This window comes from Vulcanisaeta sp. JCM 16161 (assembly GCF_001316285.1).
Map to the genome: position 1 here is coordinate 215,390 of NZ_BBDO01000003.1, position 15,937 is coordinate 231,326.

At 57.4% G+C, this 15,937-nt stretch carries 13 protein-coding genes, 2 rRNA genes and 5 pseudogenes; 13 read left to right on the forward strand and 7 right to left on the reverse strand.

Annotation, left to right across the window (positions count from 1 at the left end; all coding sequences use genetic code 11):
* Positions 1-336: 336 nt before the first annotated feature.
* The 8 genes and pseudogenes from JCM16161_RS15670 (at position 337) to JCM16161_RS05240 (ending at position 9,341) form a co-directional block, all read left to right on the forward strand.
* Positions 337-1,463, forward strand: a pseudogene (locus tag JCM16161_RS15670) (hypothetical protein).
* A gap of 171 nt (positions 1,464-1,634) precedes the next feature.
* Positions 1,635-3,143, forward strand: a 16S ribosomal RNA gene (locus JCM16161_RS05210).
* A 50-nt stretch (positions 3,144-3,193) separates the two neighbouring features.
* Positions 3,194-6,257, forward strand: a 23S ribosomal RNA gene (locus JCM16161_RS05215).
* Together the 16S and 23S rRNA genes form the textbook arrangement of a ribosomal RNA operon.
* Before the next feature lie 205 nt (positions 6,258-6,462).
* Positions 6,463-7,318 (forward strand): annotated as a pseudogene (locus tag JCM16161_RS05220) (S-methyl-5'-thioadenosine phosphorylase).
* Positions 7,319-7,323: 5 nt separating this feature from the next.
* Positions 7,324-7,893, forward strand: coding sequence for a hypothetical protein (locus JCM16161_RS05225; RefSeq protein ID WP_243669495.1), 570 nt, complete (start codon positions 7,324-7,326; stop codon positions 7,891-7,893).
* 58 nt (positions 7,894-7,951) lie between these two features.
* Entirely contained in the window at positions 7,952-8,305 is a 354-nt protein-coding gene (locus JCM16161_RS05230; RefSeq protein ID WP_054855204.1) for a translation initiation factor, read from the forward strand.
* A gap of 99 nt (positions 8,306-8,404) precedes the next feature.
* Entirely contained in the window at positions 8,405-8,713 is a 309-nt protein-coding gene (locus JCM16161_RS05235) for a hypothetical protein (protein ID WP_243669497.1), read from the forward strand.
* Between the two features lie 37 nt (positions 8,714-8,750).
* Positions 8,751-9,341, forward strand: a complete 591-nt coding sequence (locus JCM16161_RS05240) for a DNA-directed RNA polymerase (protein ID WP_054855206.1) — start codon at positions 8,751-8,753, stop codon at positions 9,339-9,341.
* A gap of 40 nt (positions 9,342-9,381) precedes the next feature.
* Here the strand turns inward: JCM16161_RS05240 and JCM16161_RS05245 are convergent, their stop codons facing one another.
* The 5 genes from JCM16161_RS05245 to JCM16161_RS15690 are packed head-to-tail and all read right to left on the reverse strand — an operon-like array spanning position 9,382 to position 11,642.
* Positions 9,382-10,497 carry a hypothetical protein gene (locus JCM16161_RS05245; RefSeq protein ID WP_243669499.1) on the reverse strand — a complete coding sequence of 372 codons (1,116 nt, stop codon included), beginning with the start codon at positions 10,495-10,497 and terminating at the stop codon, positions 9,382-9,384.
* Positions 10,482-10,904: a hypothetical protein gene (locus JCM16161_RS15675; protein WP_243669501.1), complete on the reverse strand. Its 423-nt coding sequence runs from the start codon at positions 10,902-10,904 to the stop codon at positions 10,482-10,484. Before JCM16161_RS15675 ends, JCM16161_RS05245 begins: the two co-directional genes overlap by 16 nt.
* A complete protein-coding gene (locus JCM16161_RS15680; RefSeq protein WP_243669503.1) occupies positions 10,870-11,082 on the reverse strand; it encodes a hypothetical protein in 213 nt (70 codons plus the stop codon). The genes JCM16161_RS15675 and JCM16161_RS15680 overlap by 35 nt, the downstream gene beginning before the upstream one ends.
* A 49-nt stretch (positions 11,083-11,131) precedes the next feature.
* Complete coding sequence (locus JCM16161_RS15685; RefSeq protein WP_243669505.1) at positions 11,132-11,263, reverse strand: ATP-binding cassette domain-containing protein; 132 nt, start codon at positions 11,261-11,263, stop codon at positions 11,132-11,134.
* 37 nt (positions 11,264-11,300) lie between these two features.
* Positions 11,301-11,642 carry an ATP-binding cassette domain-containing protein gene (locus JCM16161_RS15690; RefSeq protein ID WP_243669507.1) on the reverse strand — a complete coding sequence of 114 codons (342 nt, stop codon included), beginning with the start codon at positions 11,640-11,642 and terminating at the stop codon, positions 11,301-11,303.
* A 105-nt stretch (positions 11,643-11,747) separates the two neighbouring features.
* Here JCM16161_RS15690 and JCM16161_RS05255 point away from each other — a divergent pair, with 105 nt between their 5' ends.
* From JCM16161_RS05255 to JCM16161_RS05270, 5 genes and pseudogenes are all read left to right on the forward strand, one after another.
* Entirely contained in the window at positions 11,748-12,071 is a 324-nt protein-coding gene (locus JCM16161_RS05255) for a class I SAM-dependent methyltransferase (RefSeq protein WP_243669510.1), read from the forward strand.
* A 180-nt stretch (positions 12,072-12,251) separates the two neighbouring features.
* Positions 12,252-12,449 (forward strand): annotated as a pseudogene (locus tag JCM16161_RS15695) (hypothetical protein); the annotation flags it as partial.
* A 6-nt stretch (positions 12,450-12,455) separates the two neighbouring features.
* On the forward strand, positions 12,456-12,956 hold the full coding sequence (locus JCM16161_RS05260; RefSeq protein WP_054855233.1) for a hypothetical protein: 501 nt from the start codon (positions 12,456-12,458) through the stop codon (positions 12,954-12,956).
* A pseudogene (locus tag JCM16161_RS05265) lies at positions 12,953-13,176 on the forward strand (hypothetical protein). Before JCM16161_RS05260 ends, JCM16161_RS05265 begins: the two are co-directional and overlap by 4 nt.
* Positions 13,177-13,210: 34 nt before the next feature.
* Positions 13,211-14,217: pseudogene (locus JCM16161_RS05270) on the forward strand (ATP-binding protein).
* A gap of 23 nt (positions 14,218-14,240) precedes the next feature.
* On the opposite strand, the gene JCM16161_RS15700 reads toward JCM16161_RS05270, so the two are convergent.
* The gene (locus tag JCM16161_RS15700; RefSeq protein ID WP_243669511.1) at positions 14,241-14,456 is read right to left on the reverse strand and encodes a hypothetical protein; all 216 of its coding nucleotides are present in this window, start codon (positions 14,454-14,456) and stop codon (positions 14,241-14,243) included.
* Between the two features lie 419 nt (positions 14,457-14,875).
* On the reverse strand, positions 14,876-15,934 hold the full coding sequence (locus tag JCM16161_RS05280; protein ID WP_243669513.1) for a chloride channel protein: 1,059 nt from the start codon (positions 15,932-15,934) through the stop codon (positions 14,876-14,878).
* Positions 15,935-15,937 lie beyond the last annotated feature (3 nt).

Genomic DNA, 15,937 nt, shown 5'->3' on the forward strand with positions numbered 1-15,937 from the left:
GAGGATGGGACAATAACGCCGAGGAGGGGACTCCACAGGTACTACTTCGAGAACATATCCATGATACCAGACCAAAGGCACTATAGGGCTAGGGACATGATAACGAACAAAGCCATTGGCGAGTTGGATGAGGAGTTCGTGGAGACCACGGAGACGGGGACGCAGATAATACTTGCGGGTAGGCCATGGAGAATAGTCGGTATAGACCATGAAAAGGGTGAGGTTGTCCTAGAACCACTGAATCAAATCCTAAACGCAGTACCCACCTGGATTGGCGAGGAAATACCAGTACCAACCGAGGTGGCCCAGGAGACGTGTAGGTTGAGGGAGGGGTTAATGGGCGCCATAGCCAACGGCGTGGATCCAGCCACGGTATTGGCGAAATACCCAACGGGTGGGGTCCCCAGCGCACTCATTGAGGAGTTGAGGCAGCAGTTGGGTACGGGGGTTACGGGGTTCACGAACGCTGTGATCATCGAGTGGAGGGGTAGGGATGCCGTGATCCACGCGTGCCTGGGCACCAAGGGGAATCAGGCACTGGCCCTATACCTAGCGAGGTTCATTGGGCAGAGGTATAGGGTTGCCGTGACCTACGTGACCGACCCATACAGGGTACTCATAACAGCACCAATAGGTATACCGCCCCAGGCAATAATTGAGGCCCTAAGCCAAAGCCGGACTACGTGGAGGGGGAGTTGAGGGAGGCCATAAGGGGCACGAGGCTTTATAGGTATAGGTTCATACACGTGGCGAGGAGGTTCGGGGTGCTGCCGAGGGAGTCCGTGGACGTTAATGTGGAGAGGCTAGCCACCGCCCTCAGGGACACCGTGGTGGATAGGGAGGTCATTAGGGAGATACTCACCGAAAAGGTGGACTCAACACCCCTCAGGCAATTGGTGAGCAGTGTCAGGGAGGGGAGAATAACGGTTAGGGTCGTTAAGGTCGAACAATACACGCCAATAGCCCAGCACATAATAAACCAAGCGGGCAAATACGACACGGCAATCCAGGGAATACCAACAACCACAATCCTACAACTACTAAAGAAAAGAATCGAGGAAAGGGAAGTAACACTACTATGCCTAAACTGCGGGTGGCACACGACCATGAAGGTAAAGTACATACCAGAACAAATCAAATGCCCAAGATGCGGAATGAGGCAAATAGCCGTACTAAAGTACGGAGAAGACCCAACAAGAGCATACGAAATAGCCAAGAAAGCCAGGAGAAAACAAAGACTAACAAGGGAGGAACAGGAAAAATGGCAAGAACTAACACAAACAGCATTGGCGGTCCTACAATACGGCAAAAAGGCCATAACAGCCCTGGCAGCACACGGAGTAGGACCAACAACAGCAATAAGAAAAATCCTACCAAAAGCCAAAACAGAGCAAGAACTCTACCAACAAATCCTAGAAGCAGAACGACAATACCAACGAACAAAACCCTTCTGGAATGAATAAACAAAAACGAAAACCACGAAGAAAAAAAACTTATAAAACACAAAAACAAGGAAACCAACCGCACAATGAGTCCCCAACCAAACCACCCGGGAACAGCCCGGGCGGAAGGTTGGGGATGATCCAACCCCAACCACACCCAAACCCAACCCCCGAACAAACCCCATCCCCAAGAAACCGGTTGATCCTGCCGGACCCGACCGCTATCGGGGTGGGGCTAAGCCATGCGAGTCGAACGCCCGGGGACCGCCGGGCGTGGCGCACGGCTCAGTAACACGTGCCTAACCTACCCTCGGGAGGGGGATAACCCCGGGAAACTGGGGCTAATCCCCCATAGGGGAAGGGCGCTGGAAGGCCCCTTCCCCGAAAGGGATCACGGTCGATCTACCGTGGTCCGCCCGAGGATGGGGGCACGGCCCATCATGGTGGTTGGCGGGGTAACGGCCCGCCAAGCCGAAGACGGGTGGGGGCCGTGAGAGCGGGAGCCCCGAGATGGGCACTGAGACAAGGGCCCAGGCCTACGGGGTGCAGCAGGCGCGAAAACTCCGCAATGCGGGAAACCGTGACGGGGCCACCCCGAGTGCGCCCGAAGAGGGCGGCTTTTGCCCGGTGCAAAAGCCGGGCGAATAAGCGGGGGGCAAGTCTGGTGTCAGCCGCCGCGGTAATACCAGCCCCGCGAGTGGTCGGGGTGCTTACTGGGCCTAAAGCGCCCGTAGCCGGCCCGGTAAGTCGCCCCTGAAATCCACGGGCTCAACCGTGGGCTGGGGGCGATACTACCGGGCTTGGGGGCGGGAGAGGCCGAGGGTACTCCCGGGGTAGGGGCGAAATCCGATAATCCCGGGAGGACCACCAGTGGCGAAGGCGCTCGGCTGGAACGCGCCCGACGGTGAGGGGCGAAAGCTGGGGGAGCAAAGGGGATTAGATACCCCTGTAGTCCCAGCTGTAAACTATGCGGGCTAGCTGTTGGGCGGGCTTAGAGCCCGCCCAGTGGCGTAGGGAAGCCGTTAAGCCCGCCGCCTGGGGAGTACGGCCGCAAGGCTGAAACTTAAAGGAATTGGCGGGGGGGCACCACAAGGGGTGAAGCTTGCGGCTTAATTGGAGTCAACGCCGGAAACCTTACCCGGGGCGACAGCAGGATGATGGCCAGGCTAACGACCTTGCCGGACGAGCTGAGAGGAGGTGCATGGCCGTCGTCAGCTCGTGCCGTGAGGTGTCCGGTTAAGTCCGGCAACGAGCGAGACCCCCGCCCCTAGTTGCTACCCGGTCCTTCGGGACCGGGGGCACACTAGGGGGACTGCCGGCGTAAGCCGGAGGAAGGAGGGGGCCACGGCAGGTCAGTATGCCCCGAAACCCCGGGGCTGCACGCGAGCTGCAATGGCGGGGACAGCGGGATCCGACCCCGAAAGGGGGAGGCAATCCCGTAAACCCCGCCCCAGTAGGGATCGAGGCTGCAACTCGCCCTCGTGAACGTGGAATCCCTAGTAACCGCGTGTCACCAACGCGCGGTGAATACGTCCCTGCCCCTTGCACACACCGCCCGTCGCGCCACCCGAGGGAGCCCCCAACGAGGCCTCTTCTCTCCAGGGCAACCCCCTGGGGAGGGGAGGACGAGTTGGGGGCTCCCGAGGGGGGCGAAGTCGTAACAAGGTGGCCGTAGGGGAACCTGCGGCCGGATCACCTCCTCTGGGGATGGGGTGTTCAAAGGGGGTTGGGTGGTACCCACTGACCAAACCACCACCCGCACCAGCAAGCCGCCCGGTGGATGGCTCGGCTCGGGCGCCGAGGAAGGGCGTGGCAAGCTGCGATAAGCCCGGGGTAGGCGCAGGCAGCCTTTGAACCCGGGATCCCCGAATGGGGCCTCCCGCCCAGGCCGAATAGGCCTGGGCGCTCCGGGGTTCTCCCCGGAGCGGGAACCCCCCGAACGGAAACATCTTAGTAGGGGGAGGAAGAGAAACCAACAGGGACCCCCTGAGTAGGGGCGACCGAAAGGGGGTGAGCCCAAACCAAATCCCCACGGGATAACCGTGGGGAGATGTGGGGTTGAGGGCCCGGGTACCGCCGGGGCGGCCTAGCCGAAGTGGGTTGGAAAGCCCCGCCGTAGAGGGTGATAGCCCCGTAGGCTAAAGGCCGCCTGGCGGAGTCCCGGTGTCCCGGAGTACCACGCCTTGGTTTTGGCGTGGGAAGCTGGGGGCCACTGGCCCCCAAGGCTAAGCACGTCCCGAGACCGATAGCGCACTAGTACCGTGAGGGAAAGCTGAAAAGAACCCCGAAAGGGAGTGAAAAGAGCCTGAAACCGGGCGGCTAAAGGAGGGGCGGCCCGAAAGGTGCCCTCCCCCGAAGGAAACCGGGGCGAACCCGGGAGTACGAGGGGGAGGGTCCAGGGTCGCCCCTTCCGTCTAGAAACACGGGCCGGGGAGTTCCCGCCCGTGGCGAGCCTAAGGGGTTAAGCCCCGAAGGCGTAGGGAAACCGAAAAGCCCGTAGCGGGGGGTGACCCCGTGAGGGGCTGGGTCTTAATGGGCCCGTAGTCACGGGCGGGAGACCAGAAACCGGGCGATCTAGCCCTGGGCAGGGTGAAGCGGGGCGAAAGCCCCGTGGAGGCCCGAAAGGGTTCTGATGTGCAATTCGTTCCCATGACCTGGGGCTAGGGGCAAAAGACCAATCAAGCCCGGTGATAGCTGGTTCCCCCCGAAGCGGGTCCCAGCCCGGCCTCCCTGGAGGAGGCCCACGGGGTAGAGCACTGATCGGGGACGCAGGGGCCGAAAGGCCCCGGTCCCCGGTCAAACTCCGAACCCGTGGGCTCCGAAGAAGGGGGGAGGCGGGTTCCTCGGGGTAAGCCTGAGGGCCGAGAGGGAAACAACCCAGACCGGGGTTAAGGCCCCTAAGTGCGGGCTAAGTGTCAACCTAGAAGGGTGTCCCCCGCCCAAGACAGCGGGGCCGTGGGCCTAGAAGCAGCCATCGGCTAAGAAGTGGGTAACACCTTACCCGCTGAGGCGGGGGGCCCCGAAGATGTCTAGGGACTCAAGCCCGCCGCCGAGACCCGGCCCGCGGACCGTTGGTCCGCGTGGGGTAGGGGGGCGCGGCCATGGGGCGGAAGCCGGGCCGTGAGGTCCGGTGGACCCGTGGCCGATGCAGATCCCGGTGGTAGTAGCAGCGAAGAGGGGTGGGAACCCCCTCCGCCGGAAAGGACCAGGGTTCCATGGCAACGACAATCAGCCATGGGTTAGCCGGTCCTAAGGCGGGGCCTAATTGGTACCCGCCGAAGGGGAAACGGGTTAATATTCCCGTGCCGTGGGGGTAGGCCTCGCGGCAACGCAGGCTCCACCCCCGACGCCTCGGGATAGGGTGGGCGGGGGAATACCCCGCTTAACCGCTGAAGGCCGGGGAGTGCCGTAATGGCGAGAACCGGCTGAAGGCGGGAATAGCCGGGCCTTGAGCCCGGTCCACCCGACTCCCGGGGCCCATGAAAAGGGGGTGGGGAACGAGCCCCCACGACCGTACCGAGAACCGACACAGGTGTTCCTGGGTGAGAAGCCCAAGGCGGCTCGGGTGACCCCGGGCCAGGGAACTCGGCAAATTGGCCCCGTAACTTCGGGAGAAGGGGTGCCCGCGGCTCTGGTGGTTACCCACTGGAGCCGTGGGTCGCAGTGGCAAGGGGGACCTGACTGTTTAACAAAAACATAGGTCCCCGCTAGCCCGTAAGGGTGTGTACGGGGGCTGAATCCTGGCCACTGGCGGTACGTGAAACCCGGGTTCAACCGGGCGAAGCGCCGCTGAAGGCCGGGGGTAACTCTGACCCTCTTAAGGTAGCCAAATGCCTTGCCGGGTAAGTTCCGGCGTGCATGAATGGATCAACGAGGTCCCCACTGTCCCGGCCCGGGGCCCGGCGAACCCACCTCCGGGTGCAGAGTCCTGGGACCCCCGACGGGGCGAGAAGACCCTGTGGAGCTTTACTGCAGCCCGTCGTTGGGGTGCGGGAGGGGGTGCATAGTGTAGGTGGGAGCGATGAAGCGCGGTCTCCGGGCCGCGCGGATGCGCCAATGAAACACCACCCACTCCCTCCCGCACCCCTAACCCCGGGTAACACCCGGGGGACAGCGGCGGGTGGGCAGTTCGGCTGGGGCGGCACACCCCTGAAAGGATATCAGGGGTGCCCAAAGCTCGGCTCAGGCGGGTCAGAACTCCGCCGTAGAGGGTAAGGCCAAATGCCGGGCTGACTGCGCCTTGAACGCAAGGGGCGCAGGGGGGAAACCCGGGCCTAGCGAACGCTCGTGCCCCCACCAGTGGGGGCCGGGCATGACAGAAAAGTTACCCCAGGAGTAACCGGCTCGTCGCGGGTGAGAGTTCCCATCGACCCCGCGGTTTGGTACCCAGACGTCGTCTCTTCCCATCCTGGGGGTGCAGCAGCCCCCAAGGGTGGGGCTGCCCGCCCATTAAAGGGGAACGTGAGATGGGTTCAGACCGTCGTGAGACAGGTCGGACTCTACCTGTCGGGGGTGCTGGCCGCCTGAGGGGAAGGTGCCCTCAGTACGAGAGGAACGGGGCGCCGCGGCCTCTAGTCTACCGGTTGCCTACAGGGCAGAGCCGGGCAGCCACGCCGTAGGGGATAACCGCTGAAGGCATCTAAGCGGGAAGCCCTCCCCGAAAAGAGGCGGCCGCTCGGTGCCCGGTGGGGAAACCCGCCGGGTGCCGGGTGAGGGTCCCCGTAGAAGACGGGGTTGATGGGGTGGGGGTGTAACCCCCGAGGGTTTTCCCGAGGGGGGAGCCCGCCACTCCCAATCGCCCCAGGTGCGGGTGGTGGGGTCTAATGGGTGGGTGCCTGGGTGTGGTTGGGGTTGGGTTGTGTTTTGGTTGTTGTCGGTTCTTTATTGTGGAATCCTAGGTTACTTCCTTTATTATGGTGATTACGTGGTTGTCGCCCCGCCCTTTGCCTTATGCCGTGTCCTGCTTATTCGTGGATTGCCATGGGTAACGCTTTTATAGCTTGTTTTTCCAGGCTTTACCGTGGTTGAGGTTAGGAAGTTGACGGTTACTAGGGCGCCCGTTGACCCACGTGAGTTGGGTCTCGATGCCCTGCCCTACGTTGGTGTTATTGGTGGTAGTGGGCTTTATGAGGCTGGCTTCTTCAGTGATTACTTCGAGGTTCAGCTTCACACGCCCTATGGATTGCCAAGCGATAACGTCGTGATTGGTAGGGTTGGTAATGAGTGGGTTGCCTTCCTGCCTAGGCATGGCCGTGGCCATAGGTACCCACCGCATAGGATTCCGTATAGGGCCAATGCGTGGGCTTTGTGGGCCCTTGGTGTTAGGGCTGTGATTAGTGTTAGTGCCGTGGGTAGCCTTAGGCAGGACTTCGCGCCCGGCGACTTCGTGATTCCCGACCAGTTCTTCGATGCGACGAAGGGTAGGGAGTACACGTTCTTTGATGGGCCGAGAACCTGCCACATACAGATTGGTCTTGAGCCTTTAACCAAGTCATTAATCAATTGCTCTATGAGGAGGCTAGTAGGTTAATAGGACTCACCTCGGTGGTTGTTACGTGTGTATTGAGGGCCCGAGGTTTAGCACAAAGGCCGAGTCCAGGGTTTGGAGGGATGTCTATGGCTGCGACATTATCGGTATGACACTCGTGCCCGAGATAAACCTGGTCCGCGAGCTAGGCATGTGCTACTCACTGCTTGCCCTGGTCACGGACTACGACATCTGGGTCCCGCATCAACCCGTTACGGCGGAGCTCGTGGAGAGGGTCATGAGCGAGAAGCTTGAGCTCGCCCGCAAGGTCCTGCTCAACGTGATACCCAGGATACCCAGGGACGTACACCTCAAGTGCGAGGAGGCGTTGAAGAATGCCTGCGTCTGATGGCCATGGTGGTTAGGCAATTCGGCGGTAGGTTCCCCGCCACCTCCCTGGACGAGCTCGAGGCCCTATTTAGGGCCTCAAGCGTTGAGTTGGGTAGGAGGTTTGGGGCCCGTAGGGTCGGCGATAAGTACCTACTCCCAACCCATGCCGTTCCCTGGTTCACCCTGGTGGACCTAGGCCGTGAATACCCAATAAACGGGTTCATGATCAGGGGGGTCGGCGTTGAGGGACCCATTGACAGGCCCTGGTTCGACTTAGTCCTCGGCTTCCTAACCGGTGACTACGTGGTTGGGGTCTCCGTGGTTGGGCGCAGGACCATTGGCTGTAGGTCACGCCCCCTCAACCCACCACTCGATCTTTGGGACCTACCCAGGGGCCTTGACTTCCCGAGGCCCATTGCAGTCACGAGGGAGGTCAACGGCGGCGTGGTCGACGTCTCAGCCCCATGGACTGCCTCAGGGGGCTTGGGCTTAGCCTGGCTCCTCGACCCGCTACCTCCTCGTCTACGTGGGCTCATCAGTGTTGGTGATAGGGTCTTCATTGACCTCAGAAACTCCTCACTTTCCTCACCGTGACCGCGCCTTTCCTGGACGCAAAAGATATAAATACATGTGTTGTTTAGTTACTCGGTCCATGAGTGGGGAGGGTCAGGGAGACATAGTTGATGAGTTGCTATCGTCGGTGCTTGGCGGTGAGAGTAGTGCTGAGGCGGAGATTGCGAAGGAGCAGGCGTTGGTTAGGGTTAGGGTTGAGAGGAGGAAGAGGCACCTGGTCACTGTAATTGAGTTTGATAGCTCGGATGTTAAGGCAATAGACATTAATGGCATTGCTAAGGAGCTTAAGCGTAGGCTCGCGGCCGGCGGAACCGTTAGGGAGAACTCAATCGAGGTTCAGGGTGACCAGAGGCAGAGGGTTAAGAAGTTGCTCGTTGAGATGGGGTTTAGGGAGGAGAATATCCTGGTTGATGAGACCATAGTGGAGACCTAGCGATGATTAGGAGGGATGAGAGGTTAATCAAGTACCTAAGGGATGAACTACCCAGCCTAATTAACGAGGTGGTTAGTGGGGATGGCGACTCAGTACTGGGTGGGTTATCGAGCTCTGCATAGAGGCCCTAAACAGGTCCTGCGGCGCCTCGGCGTTGAGTGCGGTGGTGATGAGTTGGTCAATGCCTGGAGGGTCATGGAGAGGGTTATTGAGTTGAGTGGTGAGTTTGCCCTGGCCAGGTACATGGCGATTGTGGTTGGCTCTGGCTTCATATCATCGAGTGCGAGCCCCATTATTACCGACATGCTCAGTAGGGACCTACTAACCTGCATTGAGAAGGTTAGGGTCATAATACTGAGGATGGTTGAGGAGGGCAGGCCCTGGAGGGAGATTTACGGGGTTGGGTGATTAGTTTTTTTAAAGGGTTTATTAAAATCGAAACCGCATGTTTAGGGTTTTGACCCTCGAGGACTACATCAGGATACCACCCAGCAGGTTTGGGGAGCCCCTGGAGAGGGTTGCCTTCGAGGTCCTGTGGGGTGAGTACGTGGGTAGGGTTGAGAGGGACGTCGGCGTCTACGTGGCGATATTCGACGTTGAGGTCAGCAAGAGGGGCGTGATAATATTTGGTGATGGGGCCACCTACAACAGGGTTCGGTTCAAGGCCCTCGTCTACACGCCATTGATCAACGAGGTCGTCGAGGGCGAGGTTGTTAGGACTGAGGACTTCGGCGCCTTCGTGAGGGTTGGGCCAATCGACGCCCTAATCCACAGGACCCAGATGATGGAGGATAACGTGGTCCTCTACGACAAGCAGAGCGGTGCATTCGTCGGCGAACGCAGTAGGCGTAGGCTTGGTAGGGGCGACGTAGTTAGGGCTAGGGTCGTCGGCGTCAGCTACGTGACGGCGGGCAACAGGGACGTGGTCAGGGTAAGCCTAACCCTTAGGCAGCCAATGCTCGGTAAGCTCGAGTGGATTGAGGAGGAGTTGAGCGGCTCAAGGAAGGGCGCCCAGAAGGCCCAGCAGAAGCAGTGACGTGGTTAGTTAGGATTCCCGCAAGCCCTAAGTAACCCAATTAGGCTAGGGTTAGCACCGCTGTTTCCACGGCGCCAGTCATTAGTAGGGCCATTGTTGAGTAGGTAATGCTCATGGTCAGTACCTGGGCGGCCACGAAGGCTATGATGGGTATTGAGGCCGCGGTGATTATGAGCACCGTGTTCGCGAGGTTCAGTATTGCCAACGCCTGGGAACCACCCAGGTAATCCCTAACCTCCAGCTGAAACACTATGGCTGACATCACGGTGGAGGCGAGGGGGGACACGGCCAGGGCTAGGACGGGCGGTATGGCCGATGGGTGGTGAAGGACCGTGAGTATCGCCACAATGGGCACGGCTAGGGCGTAGTACGTAGTGAGCACCATGGGTATCTTCGCGAGCATCCTCCTAATCGGCGTTACAGGCATTGTGAGTATTATGGGTAGTGCCGAGTACTCTGCGTTGTACATCATGACCGGTAGGAATGAGGTTATGTAGGCGAGGGGCGCGGCGTAAGCCATAACCCCAATGGCGAGTTCGAACTGCGTTAGGTAGTTCATCGAGGTCGCCAGGGATACGTATAGGAACACGGCCATCAACGACCCACCAACGACCAAGCCCAGGGAGCCCCTGGCACTTATTAACTGCCTCATGTAGTACCTGACCAAGCCCGTGAATACGCCCCTAAACCTGAAACCCCTGAATGGCTTGTTGGCGGTGATTAGGGACTCGGGGCCGCCCGGTATCCTTGGTCTCAATAGCCTGGGCCCAGCGTTAATCAGTAGGTATGCATCTATTGCGAGGAGCATTATTGTGGTTATTACAGAGTTAATCAATGCTGTTTGGTGGTTTGTGATGAATGGGTCGCTGATCAACGGTACGTACTGAGCAATACCTGGGCTAATTATTGCGGGGTCCTCACTTAGCATTAGGAGCGTCAGTGCTATTACCCAGGGTATTGAGTTTGTGACGACGATCAAGGACCTGGTCAGGAACGCGCTCACCGAACCCCTTCTCCCAACCACGGTGTCCAGGGCCACTATACCCATTAATGGACCCACCAGGCCCAGGAGCAATGCCTGCGCCGTGATTAGTACCGGCGCTGGCGTGTGTATTATTGCCGATACAATGATGGCTGTGATTATTGAGGATGCCAATGCACATCCACAGCCCTTACAATGGCTACTGTTGAGATGAGCCTTATGAGGTCCTCATTAAGGCCCAGGGTCCTGAGTAGGTCGCCAATTGTTGGGTAGCCCATTACCGAGGTTACTATTGGCGATAGTAACATGTAGATTAGTAGTATCATGAAGTACATGGTTAAGTACTCATAGGGTGGGGATTGGTACATACCCACCGGTGTTCTCCAGTGCGTGATTAGGCCAATAATGAGTGGTGCGGCTAGGTAGGAGGCGATCATTAACGAGGCCACCGCCTTAATAATCCCATACCCACTGATGATCCTCTCAACCCTGAGGGGCCTAGCCCCAGTCCTCCTGACCTGGGTTATTGCCTGGGCAATCAACTCCCTATAGACAAGGCCGCCGAGCTCCCAGGGATTCATGGTCACAGACCCTCCAGTAAGCCCCTAATCTCATCCTCAGCCTAATGGCCCTTAGGAAGGCATCCTCAAGGCTACCCGCGTTGACCGCGTTCATGATCTCCGCGGGCGTTCCCTCCATGACGAGCCTACCGGCATTTATTATGCCAATCCTCGTGCAGACCCTCTCGGCAACCTCCATTATGTGGGTCGTAAAGAGTATGGAACCACCAGCTCGAGGTGCCTCTGCATCAACTCCTTAACAACCCTGACGGACCTGGCGTCCAGGTAGTTGAAGGTTCATCCATGAGCAGTAGCCTCGGCCTATGCATTAGGGCAGCCACTATGGCAACCTTCTGCCTATTACCGGCGGAGAGCGACATTATAGGCCTATCAATGAACTCCTCAAGGCCAAGGCCCTCACCAAGGCCTCCACGTACCTGGGTCCCTAACTCCCCTAACCGAGCCCACGAACTCCAGGAAGTCCCTGGGGCTGAGCGTCTCGAGGATGAGTGGTGTCTCCAGGACCGCGCCGACCATGTTCATGACCTCGGGCCTCGGCGGCCCCATGCCAAGTACGTCTATGGCCCCCTCATACCTCACGAGGCCGAGCACAGCCCTTATCGTCGTGGTCTTACCGGCGCCGTTAGGCCCGAGGAGGCAGTAGGTCTCCCCCGGCCTTACGCAGGCACTTAGTCCATCAACGGCGACCTTACTTCCATACCTTACGGTTAATTTTTCAATCCTCAAAGCGCAATCCATTCAATTAAGCGCCCAACAACCAAGTATTTATTGCTTTACTGCGTTATTACGCCCATTGGTTGTGGGTAATGACTAAAACCCTCAGCCAGTAATTAGTAATGGCCCATGCTTAGTTACAAGCTCTATGTGCGTAGTTACTACGAGGCATTGGGCACCAGGTACCTGGAGCTCTACCTTAGGGATAGCGTGCTTGGTTACGTAAGGGCTGTGGAGACACTGAGGGTGAGGGCTGCGAGGATCCTGGACATCGGCTGTGGGATTGGCGTTGGGGCCGGCCTGCTGTCTGGCTTGGCTAGGCAGTACGTGTGCCTCGACATTGCCTGCGGCGTGCTTAGGTACGCCAATCACCTGCCGAACGTTGACGTGGTCTGCGCAGACGCGGCGTTACTGCCCATTAGGCCCGGCTCCATTGATTATGCCTGGCGATAAACGTCGTTAATGCCGACACCGATGGGGAGCAGGTGCTTAGGGAGGCCCTGGGCCTAGGCGCCCGCATCTACGCCGAGTCGCCTAGGGCCGTGGATAATGAGTTAATTAGTCGCCTATTGCGTGGGTAGGTTTTTAACTCGGGCCTAACATTAATGCTGGTTAATGGGTTCTGGGGATGTTATTAAGGAGTTGAGGGATAGGGAGGAGGAGGCTAGGAGGATTAGGAGGGCTGAGGCTGATTGGGGGTACATAAACTCACTGCCCCCCAGGGTTAAGTTAGCGGTCATTCACTATATAGAGACTGGGGATATTTACGTGTCGGCTAGGATAGCCGGTATGAGTGTTGAGGAGTTTAATGAGGTTAGGATTAGGGCGAGGTCCCAAATGTCAACTGACGCCATTGCCGACACGTCATTCATAATAGACTGGGTCAGGTACTCAGGTAGGGACCTGCTATTTAGAATATTCAACACCGTGTGGATTCCCGAGCCCGTGCTTAATGAGGTTAGGTCTGAAAACTCCCTTTCCTGGATAACGAGTAGGTTGGCTGAGGGTAGGCTCGCGTTATTCCCTGAATTAAGCAATTATAGGGATGAGGCCCTTAGGCTCATGGAATTGAGCAGTAGGTACCCAGTTAGGAGGCTCGATTACCCGGAGGCCTACTGCATTGCTGTGGCCAGTGATAGGGGTTACGTAGTTCTTTCAGAGAATGGCGGTGCCTACGCGTCGCAGTTCCTATATGCTAGGGCGAGGGTTTGGAGGGCCTTTGAGGTTCTGGCGGAACTACTTAGGCTGGGTTTGATCGATAGGGGTGAGTTTTATAAGTATGAGCGTGAGACCCTGCATAGGTTCCCAAGGAGGGACATGGAGAGGCTTGGGCTATGAGCGACATCATAAGGGAGCTTGAGGAGCGTGAGAGGGAGTTGAGAGAAATGAGGAGGAGGGAGGCTGATTGGGATTTCATTAATTCACTACCGCCCAGGGTTAGGAGTGCCGTGGTACTATTCATAGAGACTGGTGACCTAAGCTCGCCCAGAGGCTGTCGGGCCTTGGCCTTGAGGACTTCGTGGACATCCTCAGGAGGGCCAGGGTTTGGATCACCTAAGGCTATTTAAGGCAACCCAGTGGGGTGTAGAACCGTGAAGAGGGTTAGGTTGAGGTTTGCTGGTGGCGTTGAGGTTGACTTCGTTGATAGGGATCTTGCCCTTAGGCGTGTTGAGGATTGGGCTGGGCGTGGGATGGGCGTGGTTCACGTGGTTTACGGCCCTGAGGGCTGTGGTAAGACTGCCTGGTTAAGGCAATCAGCGGAGTTGCTCAGAGAATTGGGCTTTGACGTTGTTTACGTTAATCCCATTGATAGGGAGGTCCTCGCCGAGTTTAGTGTTAAGGAGTTGAGGGAGGAGTTCATGAGGCTTGTTAGGGAGGCCATTAGCCAAAACGCCCTTGGTAGGTTGGCTTGGTTGGCCTTCGACATGGCTAAGGAGTTGATTAAGGCAACAAGAGGCAAAATAGCCGTAATAGTCGACGACGCCTTCCAAATACTCGGCGTAAAGGAATCAGCAATATACGTAAAAGCCTACTAAACCTAATCGAATACCCACCAGAAAGCTACGAAAGGATAGTCACCATAGCAGCCACGAGTGAGGGCGTTAGCCTGAGGGAGATCGGACGCCACAGGTGGGCCTATATAGACGTCATGTGGAATATGCCCAGGGGTGGTTTTGAACAATTGTACGGGCAAATACCTGGTGATAAGCCACTATTCGAGGATGTGTGGAAGATAACGGGTGGGAATCCAAAGGCGTTGGGTCAGTTATATGAGACTAATTGGAGCATTGACGATGTGGTTAACAGGATTACTAATGAGAGAGTAATCACTCCGCGCTTCATCAGTAGGTGGCGTGGGTGGCTTGAGGAGGCTGTGAGGGACCCGGACGCCCTATGGAGCCCGGACGCGCCGGAGGAGTTAATTAATGAGTTGGTTGAGAAGAACCTAATAATTTACTTCCTACCCGAGAGGAATCCGGAGTTTTGGATTGATGAACCGCCTGGGAGGGATCCTGAGCTTGGCATTGGCAGGTATGTGGCCTGGCAGACACCACTGCATAGGGAGGCCGTTAGGAGGGCCCTCCAGGACATTAAATAATCAACCACGCTCCACGCCAAGCCTCACATTAATAGTAACTCGGTGGGCCTTAGTGTTTTGTTCGCCGGATCGACCTCTAGGCCGAGCTCCTCAAGGGTTGTTGCGCCCAGGAGATATATTCCCTCATCACCAAACACCACAATCGTGCGGGCCCTTATTCCCTGAACCTCAATACCAACAACGCCAACACTCCTCTCAATGATTCCACCATCCGCAGGCTTAAACCTCCTCGAACCCATCGGCCTAACCCCCAATTCATTTAATTAATTTAACGGGCAGCACCGTATATACCGAGCCTGTGTCCACCAGGAGTTCTACCTCGCTTGGCTCGCTGAGCTTATCCACACTCCATACCCTAGCCCTAACCCTTATAAAGCCCATATCAAGATGCTCTTATAATCAATTCTTTAAAACTTTAGCGCCCCACTACGTGGTGTCTCAATTACTATTTTTCAGCATGTTCCTGAAACAATCCGCTGAGTTAAAAATTGAAAAGGCAACGCCTTACCTAAGTAATAAGGCTCAGTAACCCATCATTTACAAAAAGGATTGCTTGCCTGCCGTAATTACTGCGCAATAGCTATACCTGCTTATCCGTGCCTAGAGTGCCTCCTATTGATTCTCTGGGCTTTGAATACGGTGAACCTCCAGGTCGTCATTAGGTAGCTATTGCCGATGCAATGACCGCCTCGGGCAGTACTTGGTAGTTGTTTGTCATTTCGAGGAGCATCACCATGACAGCTAATGGCGCATTTGAGGCTGCGCCGAACATTGCCAGGGAGCTCACTACTACGAAGGGGGCGACGCTAGGTGCGAGCGTTGGGTATAGACCGTGAAGGAGTAGGCCCATGTCAAGCCCCGTGAAGGCGCCAATCACGAGGCCCGGCGCGAAGACTCCACCAACCTCCCCCGAGCCCAGGGTTATTGATGTGGAGATTATTTTGATGAGTGGAAGCAGGGCTAGGAGTGTTATGAGTGGTATTACCTGCGAGGAGAAGGCGCTTAACCTTGCGTAAATCGCCAAGTCCATCCAACCCTCACCAGCGCCAAGTACCTGGGGCGTTACGAGACCGATCAAGCCGACAACTAAGCCGCCAATAGCGGTCCTGGCCGCATCATTAACCCCCAATCTGCCGAACAGTCTGCGGGCATGGTCTAATGACTCAATGTATATTATGGCTACGGCACCATCGACAAACCCTAAAGCTACGTAGAACGGCATCGATAATATGGGCGCGCCCATCGCTACCTGGCCCAGGTATGGCTTGAAGCCAGTTACTAGGCAGAAGATTACGTAAGCCACCAGCGAGGCCACGAGGGCCGGGTATAGGGCCCTAACCTCCAGATCCCTCCTATAGGGTAGTTCAGCTGCGAGTAACGCACCCCCTATTGGCGCCTTGAATATTGCGCCTAGGGCCGCGCCCATACCAACAATCATTGCTAGGGCCCTATCCTCATCATTGAGCCCAAGCCTCTCGGCAATGAAGTATGACAAGCCACCTCCGAAGTTTCCAGTAGGTGCCTCGGGCCCCGCGGAGCCTCCTGAGCCTATTGTTATTGCCGAGAGTACCACATTAACAAGGCCGTGGAGAACGGGGTTGCTGAAGGGCCTCCTTCTACCGTGGTATGCCTCAATGACTGCGTCGAGGCCAGCCCTGGACTCGCGGAACTTCCCGGCGAGGTAGGCAACTATCACAGCGCCAATCACCGTGGACACGGG